At 48.1% G+C, this 20059-nt stretch carries 14 protein-coding genes; 7 read left to right on the top strand and 7 right to left on the bottom strand.

Going from position 1 to position 20059, the window contains the following annotated elements; all coding sequences use genetic code 11:
* Positions 1-62: 62 nt before the first annotated feature.
* The 4 genes from acnB to hrpB form a co-directional block, all read right to left on the bottom strand.
* Positions 63-2651, bottom strand: a complete 2589-nt coding sequence (gene acnB, locus GT360_RS11975) for a bifunctional aconitate hydratase 2/2-methylisocitrate dehydratase (RefSeq protein WP_164649100.1) — start codon at positions 2649-2651, stop codon at positions 63-65.
* Between the two features lie 248 nt (positions 2652-2899).
* Entirely contained in the window at positions 2900-5227 is a 2328-nt protein-coding gene (locus tag GT360_RS11980) for a patatin-like phospholipase family protein (protein WP_164649101.1), read from the bottom strand.
* 48 nt (positions 5228-5275) lie between these two features.
* Positions 5276-7675 carry a penicillin-binding protein 1B gene (mrcB, locus tag GT360_RS11985; protein WP_164649102.1) on the bottom strand — a complete coding sequence of 800 codons (2400 nt, stop codon included), beginning with the start codon at positions 7673-7675 and terminating at the stop codon, positions 5276-5278.
* Positions 7676-7686: 11 nt separating this feature from the next.
* Positions 7687-10161 carry an ATP-dependent helicase HrpB gene (gene hrpB, locus GT360_RS11990; RefSeq protein WP_164649103.1) on the bottom strand — a complete coding sequence of 825 codons (2475 nt, stop codon included), beginning with the start codon at positions 10159-10161 and terminating at the stop codon, positions 7687-7689.
* 119 nt (positions 10162-10280) lie between these two features.
* Between hrpB and sfsA the strand changes: the two genes are divergently transcribed.
* From sfsA to panC, 7 genes are all read left to right on the top strand, one after another.
* The gene (gene sfsA / locus GT360_RS11995) at positions 10281-11003 is read left to right on the top strand and encodes a DNA/RNA nuclease SfsA (RefSeq protein ID WP_164649104.1); all 723 of its coding nucleotides are present in this window, start codon (positions 10281-10283) and stop codon (positions 11001-11003) included.
* A gap of 131 nt (positions 11004-11134) precedes the next feature.
* Complete coding sequence (gene dksA, locus GT360_RS12000; RefSeq protein WP_164649105.1) at positions 11135-11581, top strand: RNA polymerase-binding protein DksA; 447 nt, start codon at positions 11135-11137, stop codon at positions 11579-11581.
* A 79-nt stretch (positions 11582-11660) separates the two neighbouring features.
* Positions 11661-12554 (top strand): tRNA glutamyl-Q(34) synthetase GluQRS, encoded by an 894-nt coding sequence (gene gluQRS, locus GT360_RS12005; RefSeq protein ID WP_164649106.1) that lies wholly within the window; start codon positions 11661-11663, stop codon positions 12552-12554.
* 75 nt (positions 12555-12629) lie between these two features.
* On the top strand, positions 12630-13970 hold the full coding sequence (gene pcnB / locus GT360_RS12010; RefSeq protein WP_164649107.1) for a polynucleotide adenylyltransferase PcnB: 1341 nt from the start codon (positions 12630-12632) through the stop codon (positions 13968-13970).
* Positions 13967-14452, top strand: a complete 486-nt coding sequence (gene folK, locus GT360_RS12015) for a 2-amino-4-hydroxy-6-hydroxymethyldihydropteridine diphosphokinase (RefSeq protein ID WP_164649108.1) — start codon at positions 13967-13969, stop codon at positions 14450-14452. The genes pcnB and folK overlap by 4 nt, the downstream gene beginning before the upstream one ends.
* Before the next feature lie 23 nt (positions 14453-14475).
* Positions 14476-15270, top strand: a complete 795-nt coding sequence (gene panB / locus GT360_RS12020) for a 3-methyl-2-oxobutanoate hydroxymethyltransferase (protein ID WP_164649109.1) — start codon at positions 14476-14478, stop codon at positions 15268-15270.
* A 10-nt stretch (positions 15271-15280) separates the two neighbouring features.
* Entirely contained in the window at positions 15281-16180 is a 900-nt protein-coding gene (gene panC, locus GT360_RS12025) for a pantoate--beta-alanine ligase (protein WP_164649110.1), read from the top strand.
* An 80-nt stretch (positions 16181-16260) separates the two neighbouring features.
* Here panC and GT360_RS12030 read toward each other — a convergent pair whose 3' ends face one another.
* The 3 genes from GT360_RS12030 to GT360_RS12040 form a co-directional block, all read right to left on the bottom strand.
* Positions 16261-17031, bottom strand: a complete 771-nt coding sequence (locus GT360_RS12030; RefSeq protein WP_164649111.1) for an ABC transporter permease — start codon at positions 17029-17031, stop codon at positions 16261-16263.
* A gap of 14 nt (positions 17032-17045) precedes the next feature.
* Positions 17046-17972 (bottom strand): ABC transporter ATP-binding protein, encoded by a 927-nt coding sequence (locus GT360_RS12035; RefSeq protein WP_164649112.1) that lies wholly within the window; start codon positions 17970-17972, stop codon positions 17046-17048.
* 159 nt (positions 17973-18131) lie between these two features.
* Positions 18132-19811, bottom strand: coding sequence for a SulP family inorganic anion transporter (locus tag GT360_RS12040; RefSeq protein ID WP_164649113.1), 1680 nt, complete (start codon positions 19809-19811; stop codon positions 18132-18134).
* Positions 19812-20059 lie beyond the last annotated feature (248 nt).

Below are 20059 nucleotides of genomic sequence, written 5' to 3' on the forward strand. Positions count from 1 at the left end.
AAGGCCGCTATCTCTAGCGGCCTTCTCTTTTTCAATTACCTGTTCAATACAAGCTCTGCGGATTAAGCAGGCTCTTGGAAGATCACTTCATCTGCTTTCTTCGTGTACTGGTCCATTTTATGGAAGTTGAGGTAACGATACGTATCTGCCGCTGTTGCATCTATCTGCTTCGCATACTCAAGGTACTCTTCCATCGTTGGGATTCGACCAAGAATCGCACCGACTGCAGCCAGCTCAGCAGAAGACAGGTAAACATTAGCGCCTGTACCAAGACGGTTAGGGAAGTTACGCGTTGAAGTCGACATAACGGTTGCCTTATCAGCAACACGCGCTTGGTTACCCATACACAAAGAACACCCTGGAGTCTCTATACGTACACCAGCACGGCCGAAGATGCCGTAGTAGCCCTCTTCTGTCAGCTGGTCTTTGTCCATCTTAGTTGGTGGGGCAACCCATAAGCGTGTATCTAGCTGACCCGAGAACTTATCGAGTAGCTTACCTGCCGCACGGAAGTGACCAATGTTGGTCATACATGAACCAATGAACACCTCATCAATGTTAGTGCCCTGAACTTCTGACAGCAGACGCGCATCGTCAGGGTCATTCGGCGCACACAAGATTGGCTCTTTGATTTCAGCAAGGTCAATCTCGATAACGTGCGCATATTCTGCATCGCTATCTGCCTCCATCAACTCGGGATTGGCCAGCCACTCTTGCATTGCAGAAATGCGGCGTTCAATCGTACGACGATCGCCGTAACCTTCTGATAGCATCCACTTAAGCATGACTATATTTGAATTCAAGTACTCTTCAATCGACTCTTGAGATAGCTTAACAGTACAACCTGCTGCAGAGCGCTCAGCTGAGGCATCAGACAGCTCAAATGCTTGCTCAACAGTGAGATGCTCTACGCCTTCTATCTCTAGAACACGACCAGAGAACTCATTGATCTTACCGGCTTTTTCAACCGTTAGCAGGCCTTGCTGAATACCGTAGTATGGAATTGCATGTACCAGGTCACGCAGAGTAATACCAGGCTGCATTTCACCCTTGAAGCGGACAAGGATGGATTCAGGCATATCCAGTGGCATCACGCCTGTTGCTGCCGCAAATGCAACCAGACCAGAGCCTGCTGGGAATGAAATACCAAGCGGAAAACGAGTATGCGAGTCACCACCGGTACCGACCGTGTCAGGTAGCAGCATGCGGTTTAGCCATGAGTGGATAACACCATCACCTGGGCGCAATGATACACCCCCACGATTCATAATAAAATCAGGCAATGTATGGTGCGTATTCACGTCAACAGGTTTTGGGTATGCCGATGTATGACAGAATGACTGCATGACAAGGTCAGCAGAGAAGCCCAGACAAGCAAGATCTTTAAGCTCATCACGCGTCATAGGCCCCGTCGTATCTTGAGAGCCTACAGTCGTCATTTTAGGCTCGCAGTATTGACCAGCGCGGACACCTTCAACGCCACACGCTTTACCTACCATTTTCTGGGCAAGGGTATAGCCTTTATCCGATGCTGAAGGATCAACCGGTTTCGCGAATAGATCCGTCTCATCCAAACCAAGCGATGTGCGCGCTCGGCTCGTTAGGCCGCGACCGATGATCAATGGAATGCGACCACCCGCACGAACTTCATCCAGCAATACCTTGCTCAGCTCAAAGTTCGAAATAACTTCATTGTTTTTACGCACAACACCTTCGTATGGGAAGATGTCGATCACATCCCCCATGTTCATGTTCTGTACGTCAAGTTCAATTGGCAGTGCGCCAGAATCTTCCATGGTGTTGTAGAAGATAGGGGCGATCTTGCCACCTAGACAGATACCACCTGTGCGCTTGTTTGGCACATATGGGATATCTTCGCCCATGAACCAAAGTACTGAGTTAGTCGCCGATTTACGCGATGAACCCGTACCAACCACATCACCGACATACGCCAGAGGAATGCCGTCTTTTTGTAGATCTTCAATTTGACTGATTGGGCCAACACTGCCTGGCTGATCTGGATTGATACCATCACGTTCCATCTTCAGCATCGCTTTCGCATGCACAGGAATATCAGGACGAGACCAAGCATCAGGTGCCGGTGACAGATCATCCGTGTTGGTTTCGCCAGTTACTTTAAATACCTTAACGGTAATTTTCTCAGCCACTTTCTCTTTTGAAGTGAACCACTCAGCGTCTGCCCATGACTGCAAAACTTGTTTCGCATACTGGTTACCCGCTTTTGCTTTCTCTTCAACGTCATAGAAGGCATCAAACATCAAAAGGGTGTGTGACAGGGCTTTCGCGGCGATGGGTGCCAACAGGTCATCTTCAAGAAATTCAACCAGTGGCGCAATGTTGTAACCACCCTGCATCGTGCCAAGCAACTCTGCTGCTTTTTCACGACTAACCAGTGGTGAGGCAACCTCACTTTTCGAGACTGCGGTTAGAAAACCCGCTTTCACATAAGCAGCTTCATCAACACCTGGTGGGATACGATTCTCTAGAAGATCAAGAATAAAGGCTTCTTCACCTTGTGGGGGATTTTTCAGAAGTTCAACAAGTCCAGCAACTTGCTCCGCGTCTAGCGGTTTAGGTACAACTCCTTCAGAAGCACGCTCTTCGACGTGTTTACGGTAGGCTTCAAGCACGACTATTTCCTCTCATTGCGGTCCATCCTTATAGTTAGAATAGGATTGGACATCCTTGGAAAAATTGGCAACTCCTTCGCCTTTTCAATTATTTAACTAAATTGAGGTCATTCTAAAGATAAGAATGAACAGCGCCAGAGAGGCCAAACTGTGGGACGTAAGATAGCAAATTTAACGATAAATTAAAATCTCACCACTTTGACCAACATAGCAAGTTGAGACAAAAGTGATGAGATTTTCACCGCTATCTAGAATGAAGTCCCGAGAATTAGATAAACCGAATCGTTGTTCTCTTCGGTTCGTCCATAAGCAAACATTATTGGTCCAATTGGGGAGTCTATTCCCGCAAAAACCGAACCAGCAACATACAATGGGGCATCATCAAAGCGAACGTCCGTATCATTCCATACACCGCCATATTCTAATGAGCCACCGAGATATACCGGAGATTTGAACATACCAAAGTCGTTGTCAAACCAACGGTAGCGATACACAACACTACCAAACAGTAGGTTATTACCGATCATACTATTACGTGAGATACCTGATAGGCTCAAAAAGCCCCCTAGCTCTTTAGGATCAACAGGAAACTCACCAACCGAGTTCTCTACAATGCCGTAGTCAAACTTACCCACAAAGGTATGACGGTCAAAACTGTGGGCTGCACTGGCTTCGACGGAAAACTCCTGAACGCGATCATTACTAACTTTATCAATAATATCAACCACATCACTAGGTTCGACATTGTCCAGTGAGTATAAGTACTCAACATTCAGATAATAGCCTTTGGTTGGCAATGAAAAACTATCTAGGGTATCGACACGCAGATTGACGAAAGCGCCAACTCGATCAAAGTCCACCTTGCCCGCAGAGCCGATGGTGGTGAATTCAGCCTGCCCTCGGGTGTAGCGACCACCTAACCTAATCAAACGCCAGAGCTCGGTATGTAAGCCGACGGCTAGCTCTGCCTGGAATTGTTTATAAGTAATTGGAACAAAGTCATCTATCGCGCCTAAGCTTGGTTCTGGTATCTCTCCAGTTTCAAAATCAACTGGCATATGACGTTGCTCATCGGTGTATTTCAGCGATGAAGTGGAGAACCAGTTTAGACTTGACGAGAGCGGGGTATAAAAATCCGCTTCGAGTAGCTTATCTGTGCCCATCTCAACGTTGGTTTTAAGCTCTGCACCGTGACTGTTAAGGTCAGTAAAGTTAATAGATGCTCCGATGGCATATTGGCTACTCGTGTCAAAATCATCTTCCAAGAAGAAACGGAAGTTCAGGTAGTTGGGCCCCCAGCGCTTCTCCTCAACATCGACCTTCAAGACATTTTCATCTTCGTGTTTGTCATATTGGTAAGTAACACGTTCAAAACGGTCGAGCACGTACAATCGGTCGACGCTCTTTTCAAGCTCTTCAAAAGTCAGTGCTTTGCCCTGCTCTATATTGAGGCGATTTTCAATCACTTCATCATTGTAGTGGGAGTTATTGACTAGCTCGATGCGATCGACCGTCAGCTCATGACCAAAATCGAGTGCGCTACGTCGCTGCTGTTTTTCGTCAATATATTGTTGGAACTCAGTTGAAGATACCGACAACTTAGCCAGTTTATCTGCGTTTTCATGGGCGATTTGATAGCCTTTCTCAAAGGCAGAAGGCATACGTTCAAACTCTGTAGTTTGCATATCACCCACTTCTGGGTGCATATAAATATCACCTTCGCGAAGATACTCTTTTTGCTCTCTGGTGCTGCGGCGCACCATATAGTTAGATAGCTGATCTGCCACGGTAAACAGGCTGGTAAACTCATCAAGCTCTTTATAATCACTACTGATATCAACAGCGATCACTACATCGGCGCCCATTTCATAGGCAACATCTACCGGCATATTATTGGTGACACCGCCATCCACCAACAGACGACCATCAATTTCATAAGGGGGAAGTGCACCAGGAACCGACATACTCGCCATCATGGCATCAATAAGATAACCATCGCCGATGACAACAGGCTCTAGTTCTACGATATCACTGGCCACTGAACGGTAGGGGATGGCGAGCTCATCAAAGGAGTCTAGGCGCGCTACATTCCCCGTAGTTTCACGCAAAATACGCAGCATTCCTTGCCCCTGAACTAATCCGCGAGGCGAACGAAACTCACCGAAGCCAATACCCAGCTCTGGATTGAGTGTGTAGCGGTCTTCATACTCTTTATCGCGCACTCGACGCTCAGTGCGCGAAACACGGTCACGATAACCGTTGTTCCATTCCACACTGTAGATAAAGCTTTCGATTTCATCAGCAGACATACCTGTGGCATAGAGCCCACCGACAAATGAGCCCATACTGGTGCCTGTGACGATATCAACAGGAATTTGCATCTCTTCTAGGGCTTTGATGACCCCGATGTGAGCCGCCCCCTTTGCGCCACCACCAGCCAATACTAATGCGATGGTTGGACGCTTTTTCTCTGTACTTTGATCCTGAACTGTAGCGTTCGTTTCATTAGCTGCTGCATGGAATGGGGAGACCAAAGCAGCAACTGCCGTCAATGTTAAGCAAAAATGACGCAGCATAACGTTCCTTGTATTTTATTATAAGGTGCTGTTTATGAAGCTTATAATCTACCACGTAAACAGCTTTTTCAACCAATCCGTTGGTTGCGACTCACAACCTTTCTGAAAGTGCCCTTGAGGGTCCCAGACAGGCAACGTTGTATTACTTCGGCAGTCATACTCTAAACCGCCGCTCTCCTCACGACGGAAGCCGACGGTGGAGATCTGCTGAGGCCAAGGCAACACTAGCTGCTGTGGGATACGATCATTCAGATAATGAGCATACACTCGCAGTGCGCCACTTGAGCCAGTGAGCTTAGTCGGTTTGTTGTCATCTCGTCCAAGCCAAACAGTAGTCACTTCTCGCCCATCGACACCAACAAACCAGCTATCACGTGTATCATTGCTGGTACCTGTTTTACCCGCCAATTGCGCCCAGGCAAACTGCGACTGTAAGAAGCGCCCGGTGCCCGTTGCTACCCCCTGTTTCATGGCAAAAGTGGTGAGCCAAGCTGCCTGCTCAGGCACAGCCCTGGATACTCGAGGCAGCGAGTCAAACAGCACTTTTCCGTCGTTATCCACCACTGAACGTAATGCAGAAAGCGGCGCAATTCGACCACTATTGGTAAGCGTTTGATACATTTGCGCCACTTGATACGGCGTCAACGTAAACGAGCCAAGCAGCAAGCTTGGGACAGGGCGGATCTCCTGTCTATCTACGCCTAGCTTTTCAAAGGTATCAATCACCGCTGGCAGACCTAATGCCATACCTAACTGTACTGTAGGAACATTAAGTGACTTTGACAACGCCTCATACAAGGGAACATCGCCTCGGTATTGACGATCATAGTTACGCGGCGACCACACGTTTCCTTGGCTGCCTTGCAATGTAATTGGTTTGTCTTGCAAAGTGGTGGCTAGTTGATATTCATCTGGCTTAGCCAACGCCGTCAGATACACGGCGGGCTTGGCTAATGAACCTATTTGACGACTCGCATTTAGGGCGCGGTTAAAGCCATCGTAACCGGTGCGCTTACCTCCCACCATGGCACGGATTTCACCCGTCTGCCTATCTACTGCAATGGCTGCTCCTTCCAGCCCCGCGCCTGCCACTCGCTCCAACTCTGGTACTTTTTGCGCAACCGATTTCTCCAGTTTCGATTGAGAGACAGGATCGAGTGAGGTAAAGACTTTAAGACCGATACCAGAGCGAAATGCATCGCCGACCTTCTCTGATAGTTCACGGTTTACTTGCTGGAAGTACGCTGGCTGGCGACTGGCAATGCGTGGGTTATCTTGAATATCCAATGGACGACTTGCCGCTTCATTGAACTCACTAGCCGTCAACAACTCATTTTGCATCATCAAGCGCAGCACCAAGTCGCGGCGCTCTTTGGCGCGGGCTGGGTGGCGTACTGGATTGTAATAGGAGGGACCTTTCACCATTCCCACTAGCAGTGCAAGCTGGTCAATACGCAGCTCTTGAATTGGTTGCCCGAAGTACAAGCGAGAAGCAAGACCAAAGCCGTGAATCGCCTGCCCGCCACTTTGCCCTAAATAGACTTCATTGAGGTATGCCTCCAGAATACGGTCTTTGCTGTAGCGGTGATCAAGTAAAATGGCGATGTAAGCTTCACGAATTTTTCGCCACAAAGTGCGATCACTGGACAAGAATAAGTTCTTTGCTAACTGCTGGGTAAGTGTACTGCCCCCTTGTACCGTGCGTCCGGCTTTCATATTGACAACGAAGGCACGCGCAATCGCGACGGGTGACACACCATCATGTTGATAGAAGTTTCGATCTTCGGTGACAAGCAGTGCATCCACCATAATCTCTGGAAACTGGTCCCGCTTGAGGAATAAGCGCTGCTCACCGACATTTTTCTCCAACATGCCGAGCATCTTGGGATCAATGCGCAAATAACCAAGATCACCACTGCGATCCAACGATTGAATGCGATTAATCTGGCCGCTGCCAAAATGCAGCATCACACGACGCTCTTGCTCTGCGCCATCGGTAAATTCAAATGGACGACGAATCAACTCGATTCGAGTCGCTGATGATGAATACTCTCCAGGATATTTGGGCTGTGACACTTTACGATAGTTCAGCACATCAAGCTCATTACGCACTTCTTGAATGGTAATCTCTTGTCCTGGAGTCAGCGTCAAAATACGCGCATAAACGACAGTAGGCAGATCAAACAGCTGGCCATCAAACTTCTGTCGAACAATCGTATCGAGATAAATCCCCACGACCACCAACACGGCCAACAAAGCCAAGCCGCTCTTCCAAGTGAGTGACCAAAGAGTCCCTACCCAGCCACGCTTTGATTTTTTGGTACTCATTTTGCGTTTTGCTGCTGGCTTCTTTTTGGCTGCTGTTTTCGTCGCAGTGGGCTTTTTTGCCGTCGTCTTGCGTTTGGTGGCAGGCTTTTTCGCCGCCGGTTTTTTCTTTTGTTCTGTCATTATGCTGTTCTTTAGTGTCCAAGCTGACGTTTGGTTTTCGTTGTTGCTTGATGCTGCGCTGGATCATCAGGCCAAACATGCTTTGGATAGCGTCCCTTCATCTCTTTTTGCACCTCACGGTACGAACCGGACCAGAAACCCGCGAGATCTTTTGTCACTTGCAAAGGTCGATGTGCTGGTGAAAGCAGCTCTATCACCACGGCAATTTTGCCCAGTGCCACGGTTGGCGACTGAGGCTCACCATACATCTCCTGCATGCGAACCGACAACATCGGCTCTTTCCCTTGTTGATAGTGCAAATGTTGTGCTCGCCCTGTTGGCAGAACAATCGCTTGAGGCACCCACTCATCTAGCTGTTGATTGAGCGGCCAGCCTAACCTTGCTAGCAACGCCTCCGAAACATTGACTCGGCTTAACTGCTTAACACTATTCACCCCGTTAAGATAGGGCAATAACCACGACTCAATGTCATCAATCAGTGATTGTTTTTCCATCAATGGCCAATTTTGCTCTGGAAGCCAATCTATCGCACATAAAACTCGTTGATAAAGCTGCTCGGTATGCGCATTCCAATCGAGTACCTCCAGTCCTTTTCTCTGCACATAACTGAGCAATGCTTGGGACATTTGACTGGAATCTGGCTCAGGAAGTGACTCTCTGGCGATAAGCAGGTTACCGAGCAGTTGCTGCTTTTCTGCCACCAAACGCCCTTTAGCTTCACTCCAATCGACACGTTCATGCCAGATAAACAAGCTTGGAGACTGCTGCTCTAGAGCCTTGATGTCCACAGAGCAAGCGGCTTGAATAACGCTGGCTCTGCCAGCGATACGCATCACATCCACCGCAACAACATAGTCTTGGTCAATAAACAATGACTCATCATAAAACTGCGCGCCATGTCCGTTGGCTAAACGATAATCTTGGGTTTGTGCTGAGCGGCGCTGGGCAACTCTGTCCGGATAACCCAAAGCAAGAGCTAGCCCAATGTCAGCATCTGTCATTGAAGGTATGTTCACCTTAGTGCTTAATTTTCGTGCTAATACATCGATGCGTTTTTTGACTAAGGCTTGTCTATCATGACGTCCGGTTTGTAGACGATGTAATGAGTGAGCAAGGTCCACCACATTGCGTTCAACCTCTTCGATGAGCGCGGCAGCGACAATCGCAGACATCAAAGACTTTTCTCCATGTGACTTCGCCTGCAGTAACATACTAGCAAGGCGAGGCTCTAAACCCAATTGATAGGCCTGTTTTCCCATCGAAGTGAGGCGGCGAGCGTCATCAATCAAGCCTAAGGTACACAGTAGGCCAAAAGCTTGGTTCATGGCCGCGGGAGGAGGAAGGTCCAGCCACTGCAGCTCACTTGGTTCATGAGCTCCCCAATTGAGTAGCTCCATCGCTAAAGGAGCTAAATCAGAATGTAAAATATCAGGATTTGGTACCACAGGCTGCTGCATCAGTTGAGATTCAGAGTAGAGGCGAACACACACACCTGGCTCAAGACGACCAGCTCGACCACTACGCTGCTCTGCTGACGACTGGGCAATACGCTGCTGCTCAAGCTGAGTGATCCCCGTGGTTAAATCAAACTTTGCCACTCGCTCAAGTCCGGAGTCCACAACCATACGGATTCCCTCAATGGTTAATGAGGTCTCCGCAATATTGGTCGCCAGTACGATTTTTCGTCTTCCCTTGGCGCTTGGCGCAATCGCCAACTGCTGCTGTTTAAAGTCCAATGCACCGTACAAAGGATAAATATCGACATCTACCCCAAGGCGTGCTGAGTCGTTAAGTAAGCTCTCGACCTGCTTAATGGCGCCAACACCTGGTAAGAATGCCAACAGCGAACCGCTCTGGTTTGCCATCAAGCCCTCGATTTGCGCACTCATCACTGCAGGCAATCGCTCATTGGGTGTCAGCGCACGATATTGGTGCTCGACCGGATAAGCTCGACCCTGTGACTCAATGTAGATTGCTTCAGGCAATAGCGCTCGTAACGCTTCATCATCCAACGTCGCAGACATCACCACCAGCGTAAGATCATCACGTAGCGCGGCTTGAATCTCTAAGCTCAACGCCAACGCTGTATCAGCGTGTAAGCTACGCTCATGAAACTCATCAAACAGCAAAACATCGACATCACTCAACTCTGGATCGGACTGGATCATTCTAGTCAAGATACCCTCAGTCACAATCTCAAGCTTGGTGTGTGAACTACTCTTGGTCTCCCCCTTGATGCGATAACCAACACTTTCACCCACATTCTCCCCTTTTTGCTGGGCAATATAATTAGCAATACTCTTGGCTGCCAATCGGCGAGGTTCAAGCATAATGATCTTACCCGCCCCCTGATGCTGTTCGAGCAGTTTCAATGGAAAATGGGTTGACTTACCGGCACCTGGCGCCGCTTTTAAGATCACTTGAGATTGTTGTTCAACCGCGCTAAGTAGCTGTGGAAGAACGTTATTGATGGGTAATTGTGACAACTCACGAGTCCTGTGATGTAATGCTTTGTCACTATTCTAACGTCAAGATTGCATCGCGGCTAACAGCGAATGAAAAACAATAAGCAACTTGACCCTAACCACACTAAGCTCAATAGATTATGAATTTTGAACCTAAACTTGAATCCGCAACCCTGATTAAGCGCTATAAACGCTTTCTCGCGGATATTACACTCAAAGATGGAACAACACGCACCATTCACTGTGCCAACACAGGCGCAATGACCGGGTGTGCCGACGAGGGCGATACGGTATGGTTTTCCACCTCCGACAATCCAAAAAGGAAATATCCCAACACCTGGGAGCTCACGCAAAAGCCAAATGGTGATGTGATTGCGATTAATACTGTCCGTGCTAATCAACTTGCGGTAGAAGCCATCAACAATGGCACTATTGAGGAATTGCAAGGTTATGAGTCATTACGCACGGAAGTAAAATATGGGCAAGAGAATAGTAAAATTGACATATTGCTCGAAGACAACCAGCGTCCTTCGTGTTACATAGAGGTAAAGAGCGTCACCCTGCTTGCTCAGGATAAATATGGACAAGGCTTTTTTCCCGATGCCGTCACCACTCGTGGTCAAAAACACCTACGAGAGCTGATGGAAGTCGCAAATTCCGGTCAAAGAGCCGTGTTATTATTCACTATTTTACATTCAGGCATTGAAAAAGTCTCAGCTGCCCTCCATATAGACGCGAAATATCATCAATTATTGAAACAAGCACAAGCCGCAGGCGTAGAAGTACTGTGCTACAAAGCGCAACTTTCGCCGCAAGCGATTCAGTTACAAAAAGCAATAGAATTTGTTAATTGTGAGCAGTAAAAATGCTGCCATGTTCACATTGATAAACACTTTGTTAGGGAACGTTTGCCACACTTGCCGCTTTCTGCTATAGATACCCGCCTTAAAACAACTGTAGGAAACAGTTGCTAGGTGTTATTAGGAGATGCTGTATGCCAGAATCTAAGAAAAAAGCGCTAGGCATCCTAGCTATTGCTGGAGTTGAGCCGTACCAAGAGAAAGCAGGTGAAGAATACATGTCACCTGAGCAAATGGCTCACTTCGAAGTAATTTTGAAAGCTTGGCGCGACCAGTTACGTCACGAAGTTGATCGTACTGTTCACCACATGCAGGACGAAGCAGCAAACTTCCCTGATCCCGTTGACCGTGCTTCTCAGGAAGAAGAGTTCAGTCTAGAACTTCGCAACCGAGATCGCGAACGTCGTCTAATCAAGAAAATTGAGAAGACGCTAAACAAGATCGAAGAAGATGACTTCGGTTTCTGTGAGTCTTGTGGCGTTGAGATCGGCATCCGCCGTCTTGAAGCACGCCCAACGGCTGATCTTTGTATCGACTGCAAAACGCTTGCTGAGATCAAAGAGCGTCAAATGCAAGGTTAACCCTTGGTTTGTCAACGTCCATGAGGGAGCTTAGGCTCCCTTTTGTTGTTTTTGTACGCTAGGATAACAAATCATTCCCATGACAGATTATGTTGGTCGTTTTGCCCCATCTCCTTCAGGGCCACTACACTTTGGTTCGCTCATGGCGGCTTTAGGCAGCTATTTTCAAGCTAAGTCACAACAAGGGCATTGGTTAGTTCGTATTGAAGACCTTGACCCACCTCGGGAGCAACCAGGTGCGGCAGAGTCTATTCTACGTACACTCGAAAACTACCAACTGGGCTGGGACGGTGATGTGGTGTATCAAAGCCAGCGCCATGAGCTTTATCAAGCGCAAATTGACCATTGGCTTACGACAGGTGAAGCATACTACTGCCAGTGCACCCGCAAGCAAATTAAAGCGATGGGTGGTTTCTATAGCGGACACTGTAGAGCACTGCAACTCGCGGATCCGCACCATTGCTCAGTGCGTCTTCATATCGAGCAACCCGTCACTGAGTTTATTGACCTTAAACACGGCAACATACCACTGCCTAAAGCGCTAGCAGAAGAAGACTTCATCATCAAACGTCGAGACGGTTTATACGCTTATAATCTCGCAGTGGTGTTAGATGATATCGACCAAGGCGTTACCGAAGTGGTGCGAGGGGCTGACTTGATTGAACCGACGGGTCGTCAAATGTCGCTGTATCACCAACTAAAACAACCGGTTGTGCGCTATCTTCACCTACCACTGGCACTAGACGAAAATGGCAATAAGCTCTCGAAACAGAACCACGCTCCAGCGATTGATGCTTTAGACACCAAGAGCACCTTGCTTAAAGCGATGCAGTGTTTAGGCTTTGCCATCGAACCGTCACTCAAGGATGGGACGATAGAAGAAATTGTCCAATGGGGCGTGAGGCATTGGTCCCTCTTACAGTTGCCAGAGTCGACAGAAATCACACCAAGATTCTCAAATGGCTCCGTCTAGGCTATTATTAGCCGCAAATTGCGTGCTGAAGGGAACACTCCAGCACTAAAACGAATACAAAAATATCGAAACTTCATGAACATAAACGACCAAACATCGATGATATATCCAGAGCTGTCGCTGAATATTATTGCTCGCGAGCAACACAATATTTCTCGTAAACAGATCAGTGATAACGCGCTCAAAGTCCTTTACCGACTGCATGGAGCGGGCTTTCAAGCCTTCCTTGTTGGTGGTGGTGTTCGCGACCTGCTACTTGGCGGTCAACCCAAAGACTTCGATATTGCGACCAACGCAACCCCAGAGCAAATCAAAGGTCTATTCAGAAACTGTCGTCTCATCGGTCGTCGCTTCCGTCTTGCGCACATTATGTTCGGTCGCGATATCATTGAGGTGGCCACATTCCGTGGTCATCACCAGGAGACAACAAAGAACGTCTCGCAAAAGTCAGATGCCGGCCTGTTACTACGTGACAACGTGTACGGCACCATTGATCAAGATGCAGAACGTCGCGATTTTAGTATCAACGCGATGTACTACAGCATTGATGACTACAGTATTCATGACTACGCCGGTGGTATAGAGGACTTAGAAGACAGACTCGTTCGCCTGATTGGTGATCCCGAAACTCGCTACCGCGAAGACCCGGTTCGTATGCTGCGAGCTGTGCGTTTTGCTGTAAAGCTTGATTTTGACATCGAAGAAGATACCGCAGAGCCAATCGAAGAGCTTGCTCCGCTGCTGCGTGATATTCCCGCTGCCCGCCTGTATGAAGAGTCATTGAAAATGCTGCAATCTGGCTATGGGTTAGAGACGTACCACTTAATGCGTGAGTACAACCTGTTCCAGCAGCTCTTCCCTAGAGTGGCAGAGTTCTTCACTGAAGATTATGAATCTCCAGCCGAGCAGATGCTCGACCTAGCGCTGGACTCAACTGACCAACGTCATGATGAAGGTAAGCGTATCAACCCTGCATTTATGTTTGCCGCTATTTTGTGGTATCCAGTCAAAGCGTTGGCTGACCACTTTATGCAGTCACGCAAAATGACAGAGTACGATGCGATCATGGAAGCGGGTAATGTTGTACTTGATGAACAAGTACGCAGCACTGCGATTCCACGTCGTCATACCGCGACGATTCGTGAAATTTGGCAGCTACAACTGCGCCTACCGCGTCGTTCGGGTAAACGTGCCTTCCGTTTGATGGAGCTAAACAAGTTCCGTGCGGGCTTTGACTTCTTAGAGATGCGTGGCGAAATTGAGCAAGGCGAAACAAAAGAGCTTGCAGAGTGGTGGGCAACCTTCCAAAATGCTGGCCGTAACATGCGCCAAGCCATGGTGGCAGACTTAGATGACGGAGGCGCAAAATCCCCCCGCCGTCGCCGTCGCCCAAAAAAGAGCAAGCCTAAGTCATGAGCACGGTATACATTGCTATCGGTAGCAATATGGCTACCCCTGTAGAGCAGGCACAACAAGCGATTGAAGCCCTTAAGAGCTTGCCAAAATCTCGCCTGATAAAGTGCTCGCAACTTTACAGCAGCACCCCAATGGGACCGCAAGATCAGCCTGACTACATTAATGCTGTCGCTGAGATAGAAACAGAATTAACGCCACTTGACCTACTCGATTGCACACAAGCGATTGAGTTAGAACAAGGGCGTGTCCGTAAAGAAGAGCGCTGGGGGCCGAGAACCCTCGACCTAGACATTATTCTTTTCGGCAATGAGGTGATAGATTCCGAGCGCTTGACGATTCCTCACTACGGAATGAAAGTGAGAGAATTTGTCCTCTACCCGCTAGCGGAAATCGCACCAAATTTAACACTCCCTGACGGGACTGAGCTCCAAGACCTCATTCAGAAGGTTGACCGAAACGGGCTCGATGTTTGGCAATCATAGCCAAATCCTATTAAGGAAAAATCATGAAAAAAATCAATATCAACGACCTTATGAAGTGGAAACACGAAGGCCGTAAATTTGCTAGTTCAACTGCTTACGACGCTAGCTTTGCACAACTATTCGAAAGCCAAGAGATGCCTGTCCTTCTGGTCGGTGACTCTTTAGGTATGGTTCTACAAGGTAAGAATGACACGCTACCAGTAACCATAGAGGATATTGCTTACCACACGCGCTGTGTACGCGCTGGTAGCCCAAACACTCTACTAATGGCAGATATGCCATTCATGAGCTACGCAACGCCTGAGCAAGCTTGTGAGAGCGCAGCGCAGCTGATGCGCGCAGGCGCAAATATGGTCAAGCTAGAAGGCGGTGACTGGTTAGTTGATACCGTTAAGATGCTAACAGAGCGCGCTGTACCTGTTTGTGCGCACCTGGGTCTTACTCCACAGTCTGTCAACATTTTTGGTGGTTACAAGGTTCAAGGTCGTGAGCAAGACAAAGCAGACCGTATGGTTCGTGACGCCCTTGCTTTGCAAGAAGCAGGCGCTCAAATCGTGCTACTTGAATGTGTTCCAGCTGAGCTAGCAACACGCATTACAGAGGTTCTAGACGTACCTGTCATCGGCATTGGTGCGGGTAACGGTACGGATGGCCAGATCTTGGTCATGCACGATATGTTCGGTATTTCTGCCAATTATATGCCGAAGTTCTCAAAGAACTATCTCGCAGAGACTGGCGATATGCGCAAAGCCGTAGCAAAATACATCGAAGAGGTTGAAGCAGGAAGCTTCCCTGATGCCGCGCACACCATAGCTTAGAGGAAACAGCATGCAGTCTTTTGATGATATTGCTTTATTACGTGAGCAGATCAAACTTTACAAACGTGAAGGTCGTAAAGTTGCTTTTGTCCCAACAATGGGCAATCTACACGAAGGTCACTTGACCCTTGTTCGCAAAGCACGTGAACACGCTGATGTGGTCGTCGTGAGCATCTTTGTGAACCCGATGCAGTTTGAGCGTGCCGATGATCTGGCTAACTACCCTCGCACAATGGAAGCGGATCTTGAAAAACTCTCAGCAGAGGCGGTTGAAGTGGTGTTCACGCCAACGCCAGAGATGATGTACCCACAAGGCCTAGATTCACACACTGCGGTCGAAGTCCCTGGGCTGTCTAATATCCTTGAAGGTGCGTCTCGCCCTGGTCATTTCCGTGGTGTTGCAACCGTTGTGACCAAGCTATTCAACATTGTGCAACCGGACGTTGCCTGCTTCGGTAAAAAAGACTTTCAGCAACTTGCTGTCATCCGCAAAATGGTTGAAGACCTAGCAATGGACATCAAAATTGTTGGTGTGGCGACAGTGCGTGAGATGGATGGTCTGGCAATGAGCTCTCGCAACAACCTTCTAACGGTTGATGAGCGCCAACGTGCGCCTGTTTTGGCGCGCACGATGCGTTGGATCAGCAGTGCCATTCGTGGCGGTCGTGACGATTACGCCTCTGTTGTGGAAGATGCGAACGATCAACTGCGTGCTGCAGGTCTGAACCCAGATGAGATCTTCATTCGCGACTCTCGCACACTGCAAGCCGTTACCCCTGAGTCTAAGCAAGCGGTCATTTTGATGTCAGCTTTCCTTGGTAATGTTCGTTTGATTGACAATCAAACCCTTGATCTTGCGAGTGAAAAAGACGAAGTAGTGACTGAAGAGAGTCACTCTGAAGCAAACTAATATCACAAACAGCATGTTCTTTTACGAATATGAAAAAGGTCAGCATTTGCTGACCTTTTTGCTATCTATCGACTTTAAAATTAGCTGCGTAGACCGATGCCTTTGCTCACAAGGTGATGCGCTATCGCGTAGAGAACCACAACAAAGATACTCAGAACACCAAATGAAGTGACGATACCGACGTCTGATACCCCCAAGAAGCCGTAGCGGAAGGCGTTAACCATGTAGACGATTGGGTTCACTTTTGACACGCCTTGCCAGACCTCAGGAAGCAAGCTAATTGAGTAGAACACACCACCAAGGTACGTCAGTGGCGTTAACACAAAGGTCGGGATAATCGAGATATCGTCAAACGTTTTGGCAAACACGGCATTAATCAGGCCGCCGAGTGAAAACACAACGGAGGTCATGAAAACGGTGGCGATAATGATGCCCCAGTGCTCCACCTGTAGATCGACAAACAGCAGAGATACGGCCGTGACGATCGTCCCTACCAATAGACCACGCGTCACGCCGCCCATCACAAAACCAGCAATAATGACATAGTTTGGCACAGGGGCAACCAACAACTCTTCAATGTTCTTTTGGAACTTTGCACTGAAAAATGACGAAGCGACATTGGAGTAGGAGTTCGTAATCACCGACATCATGATCAGACCCGGCACAATATACTCCATATAGCTAAAGCCCCCCATTTCGCCGATACGCGAACCAATGAGACTACCAAAAATGATGAAGTACAACGTCATAGTGATCGCAGGCGGTACTAAGGTTTGCACCCAAATGCGTGTAAAACGATTGATCTCTTTAGCCAGTAAGCTCTTAAAGGCCGTCCAGTATAGTTGATACATGCTGATGTTTTTCCTTATCTCACTGGCTGGGATTGCTCACGCACAATCGTGACAAACAGCTCTTCTAATCGGTTTGCCTTGTTACGCATAGACAGTACTTTAACGCCCTGCTCAGTCAATTGAGTAAAGATCGCATTCAAGCCCTGCGTCTTATCAATCTCAATTTCAAGCGAGCCATTGGTAAATGCTTGGCGGGCGACACCGGTCAATTGCGGTTCAACGGAACCCTCTTCCAAGTCCAAGATAAAGGTTTCCACCTTTAGCTTTCCTAGCAGGGATTTCATGCTGGTGTTTTCAATCAATTCACCACGGTTGATAATGCCGATATTACGACACAACATTTCTGCTTCTTCTAAGTAGTGGGTGGTCAAAATAATCGTGATGCCTTGCTCGCGGTTGATCTCTTTCAAGAACTCCCACATTGAGCGACGTAGTTCGATATCCACCCCGGCTGTCGGTTCATCTAAGATCAAAAGCTTAGGCTCATGCATAAGCGCACGTGCGATCATCAGGCGGCGCTTCATACCCCCAGATAGATTACGCGCACGTTCGGCACGCTTTTCCCACAAGTCGAGCTTAGTGAGGTATTTTTTCGCACGCTCTTTAGCAAGTTCACGTGACACGCCATAGTAACCAGCTTGCTGCAACACAATCTGTTCAACCGTTTCAAATTGATTGAAGTTGAACTCTTGAGGCACGAGGCCAAGATGCTGCTTAGCCAACTCTAGGTCGGTATCGATATCGTGACCAAAGACCTTAACTTTACCGGAGGTTTTATTGATCAGAGATGAAACGACTCCGATCGATGTTGATTTTCCCGCGCCATTTGGACCAAGCAGGGCGTAAAAGTCCCCCTTATCAACACTCAGGCTGATACCTTTAAGGGCCTCAAAGCCACCTGCGTAGGTCTTACGTAGGTTTTCTATTTCTAACGCATACATAGTGATTTTCGTCTTCGTTTTTAAGAGTGACACTGAACAAGCAGTGTTTGATGGCAAGTAGTCTAGCGCTGAACTATGGGGACTACAATTGATAATTCCATATTAATCGAAATGAAAAGCTCATATCGGACTATGAGCTTTAATCTGATGAGAGTGTACTTAATTGATCACTTGCAGCGTTTCAGTTTCTTGCACAGAAGATACCCCTTCCACGGCTGCATTGAGCGCCTGAGAACGGAAGCTGAAGGTATTACTATCTGGCACCAAATCCAAGACGTGAAACTTCTCTAGCTGCTGCTTAGTCGCTTCATTAGGGCAGAGCAGATAAACCTGACAATCAGCATCGAGCGCATCTTTGATCGCATTCTCTAGGGCAAGCCCAACGGTGACATCAATCATAGGAACATCGGTCAGATCTAATATCATCGCTTGATAATCGGAGATACTACTGTGCTGTCGTGATATTGCCTTTGAAACACTGAAGATCATCGGCCCAGACAGGTAGAAAAACAGCACCTTGCCGCCCGCTTTGTCGAGTAACTGACGTTCACTGTCCGTCAATGGCACATCATCTTCGTCTGCATCACTGATGGCTTTGACTTGGCGAGCCTGTTCACGACTCAAGCGCTCAATGATAATGATGTTAGAAATAAAGACACCAAGACCAACCGCCACAATCAGGTCAACAAACACCGTGAGCATCATTACGCCATACATCACGGCCATACCAGGGAAACTGACTTTGTGAGCACGCTGAATAAAACTCCAGTCCAAGATATTGAAGCCAACATAGACCGCGATACCTGCGAGTACTGCCATTGGGATAGGTTCTGTTAAGCCACCCGCAACCAGTACCACAAGCGCTAAGACCAATGCGCGCGCGACACCCGATAGTGGTGAACGAGCACCCACTTGAATGTTGGTCACCGTGCCCATCGTCGCCCCCGCGCCAGGTAGGGCGCCAAACAAGCCAGAGATCATATTAGCGAGCCCTTGACCACGCAGCTCTTTGTCGGAGTCATGCTCTTTCCGCGTCAAGGAGTCACCAATGACCGCAGTCAACAAGGTATCAATACAGCCCAGCGTGCCCAACACAAGCGCATCGATAACCATCTCTGTGAACATAGCAGGGTTAATATGGGGAATAACCAGTGAAGGCAAACCTGCCGGAATCTCTCCAATGCGACGAATTGACTCGGTATCAAATAGAATGACCGACAAGAGCGTCACAGCAACCAGTGCCACCAGCTGTGCCGGGACATACTTGCGGTACTTTTTCGGAAACAGAAATAAGATAGATAACGTCAGTAACCCAAGCAACAGTTCGCTAAATTTAAGATTCTCAACAATATCCGGTAATGCCTTGAGTGTGCCGAGAACCCCACCTGCTGGCGCAGCATGCCCCATCAATGGTGAGAGCTGGAGAATAATCAATATCACGCCAATCCCGGACATGAAGCCTGAGATCACACTGTAGGGCATCAAGGTGACGTATTTCCCAAGCTTGAGTGTGCCCAAAAGGACTTGGAAGGCCCCCGCCATCATGACGACAGTAAAGGTCATCGCCATACCGGATTCCGGGTACTTTGCCATCATGCTGGTTAACACCGCCGTCATGATCACGGTCATTGGGCCAGTCGGCTCTGAAATCAGCGTATTTGAACCACCAAACAAGGAGGCAAATAAACCCACTAAAATCGCCCCCCATAAACCGGCTTCCGCTCCTGCTCCCGATGCCACACCGAAAGCAAGCGCCAAAGGCAAAGAGATGATTGCCGTTGTCACACCACCAAACAGATCACCTTTTAGGTTGATATCATCAAAACGATTTCCAAACACGTTGTAACTCCATCTATATCAACATTTTTCAAAGGGTTATCGCCACCCCCTACGCGTGATGGATATTCCGCTAATTGTAACAAAACATCAATAACGGATAGTAAGGTCGTCAATAATCTTGGTTATAACTGGTAAATCCCTTAACTGATAAGACGTCAGACAAGTGAAACGCAAACGATTAAATGAGGAAGCCACATCAAACATCAGGTATAGTGGCGGTAGATTTTTTGTTATGGGTGAGTAAGTAA

Source organism: Vibrio astriarenae (genome assembly GCF_010587385.1).
GTDB classification, from domain to species: domain Bacteria; phylum Pseudomonadota; class Gammaproteobacteria; order Enterobacterales; family Vibrionaceae; genus Vibrio; species Vibrio astriarenae.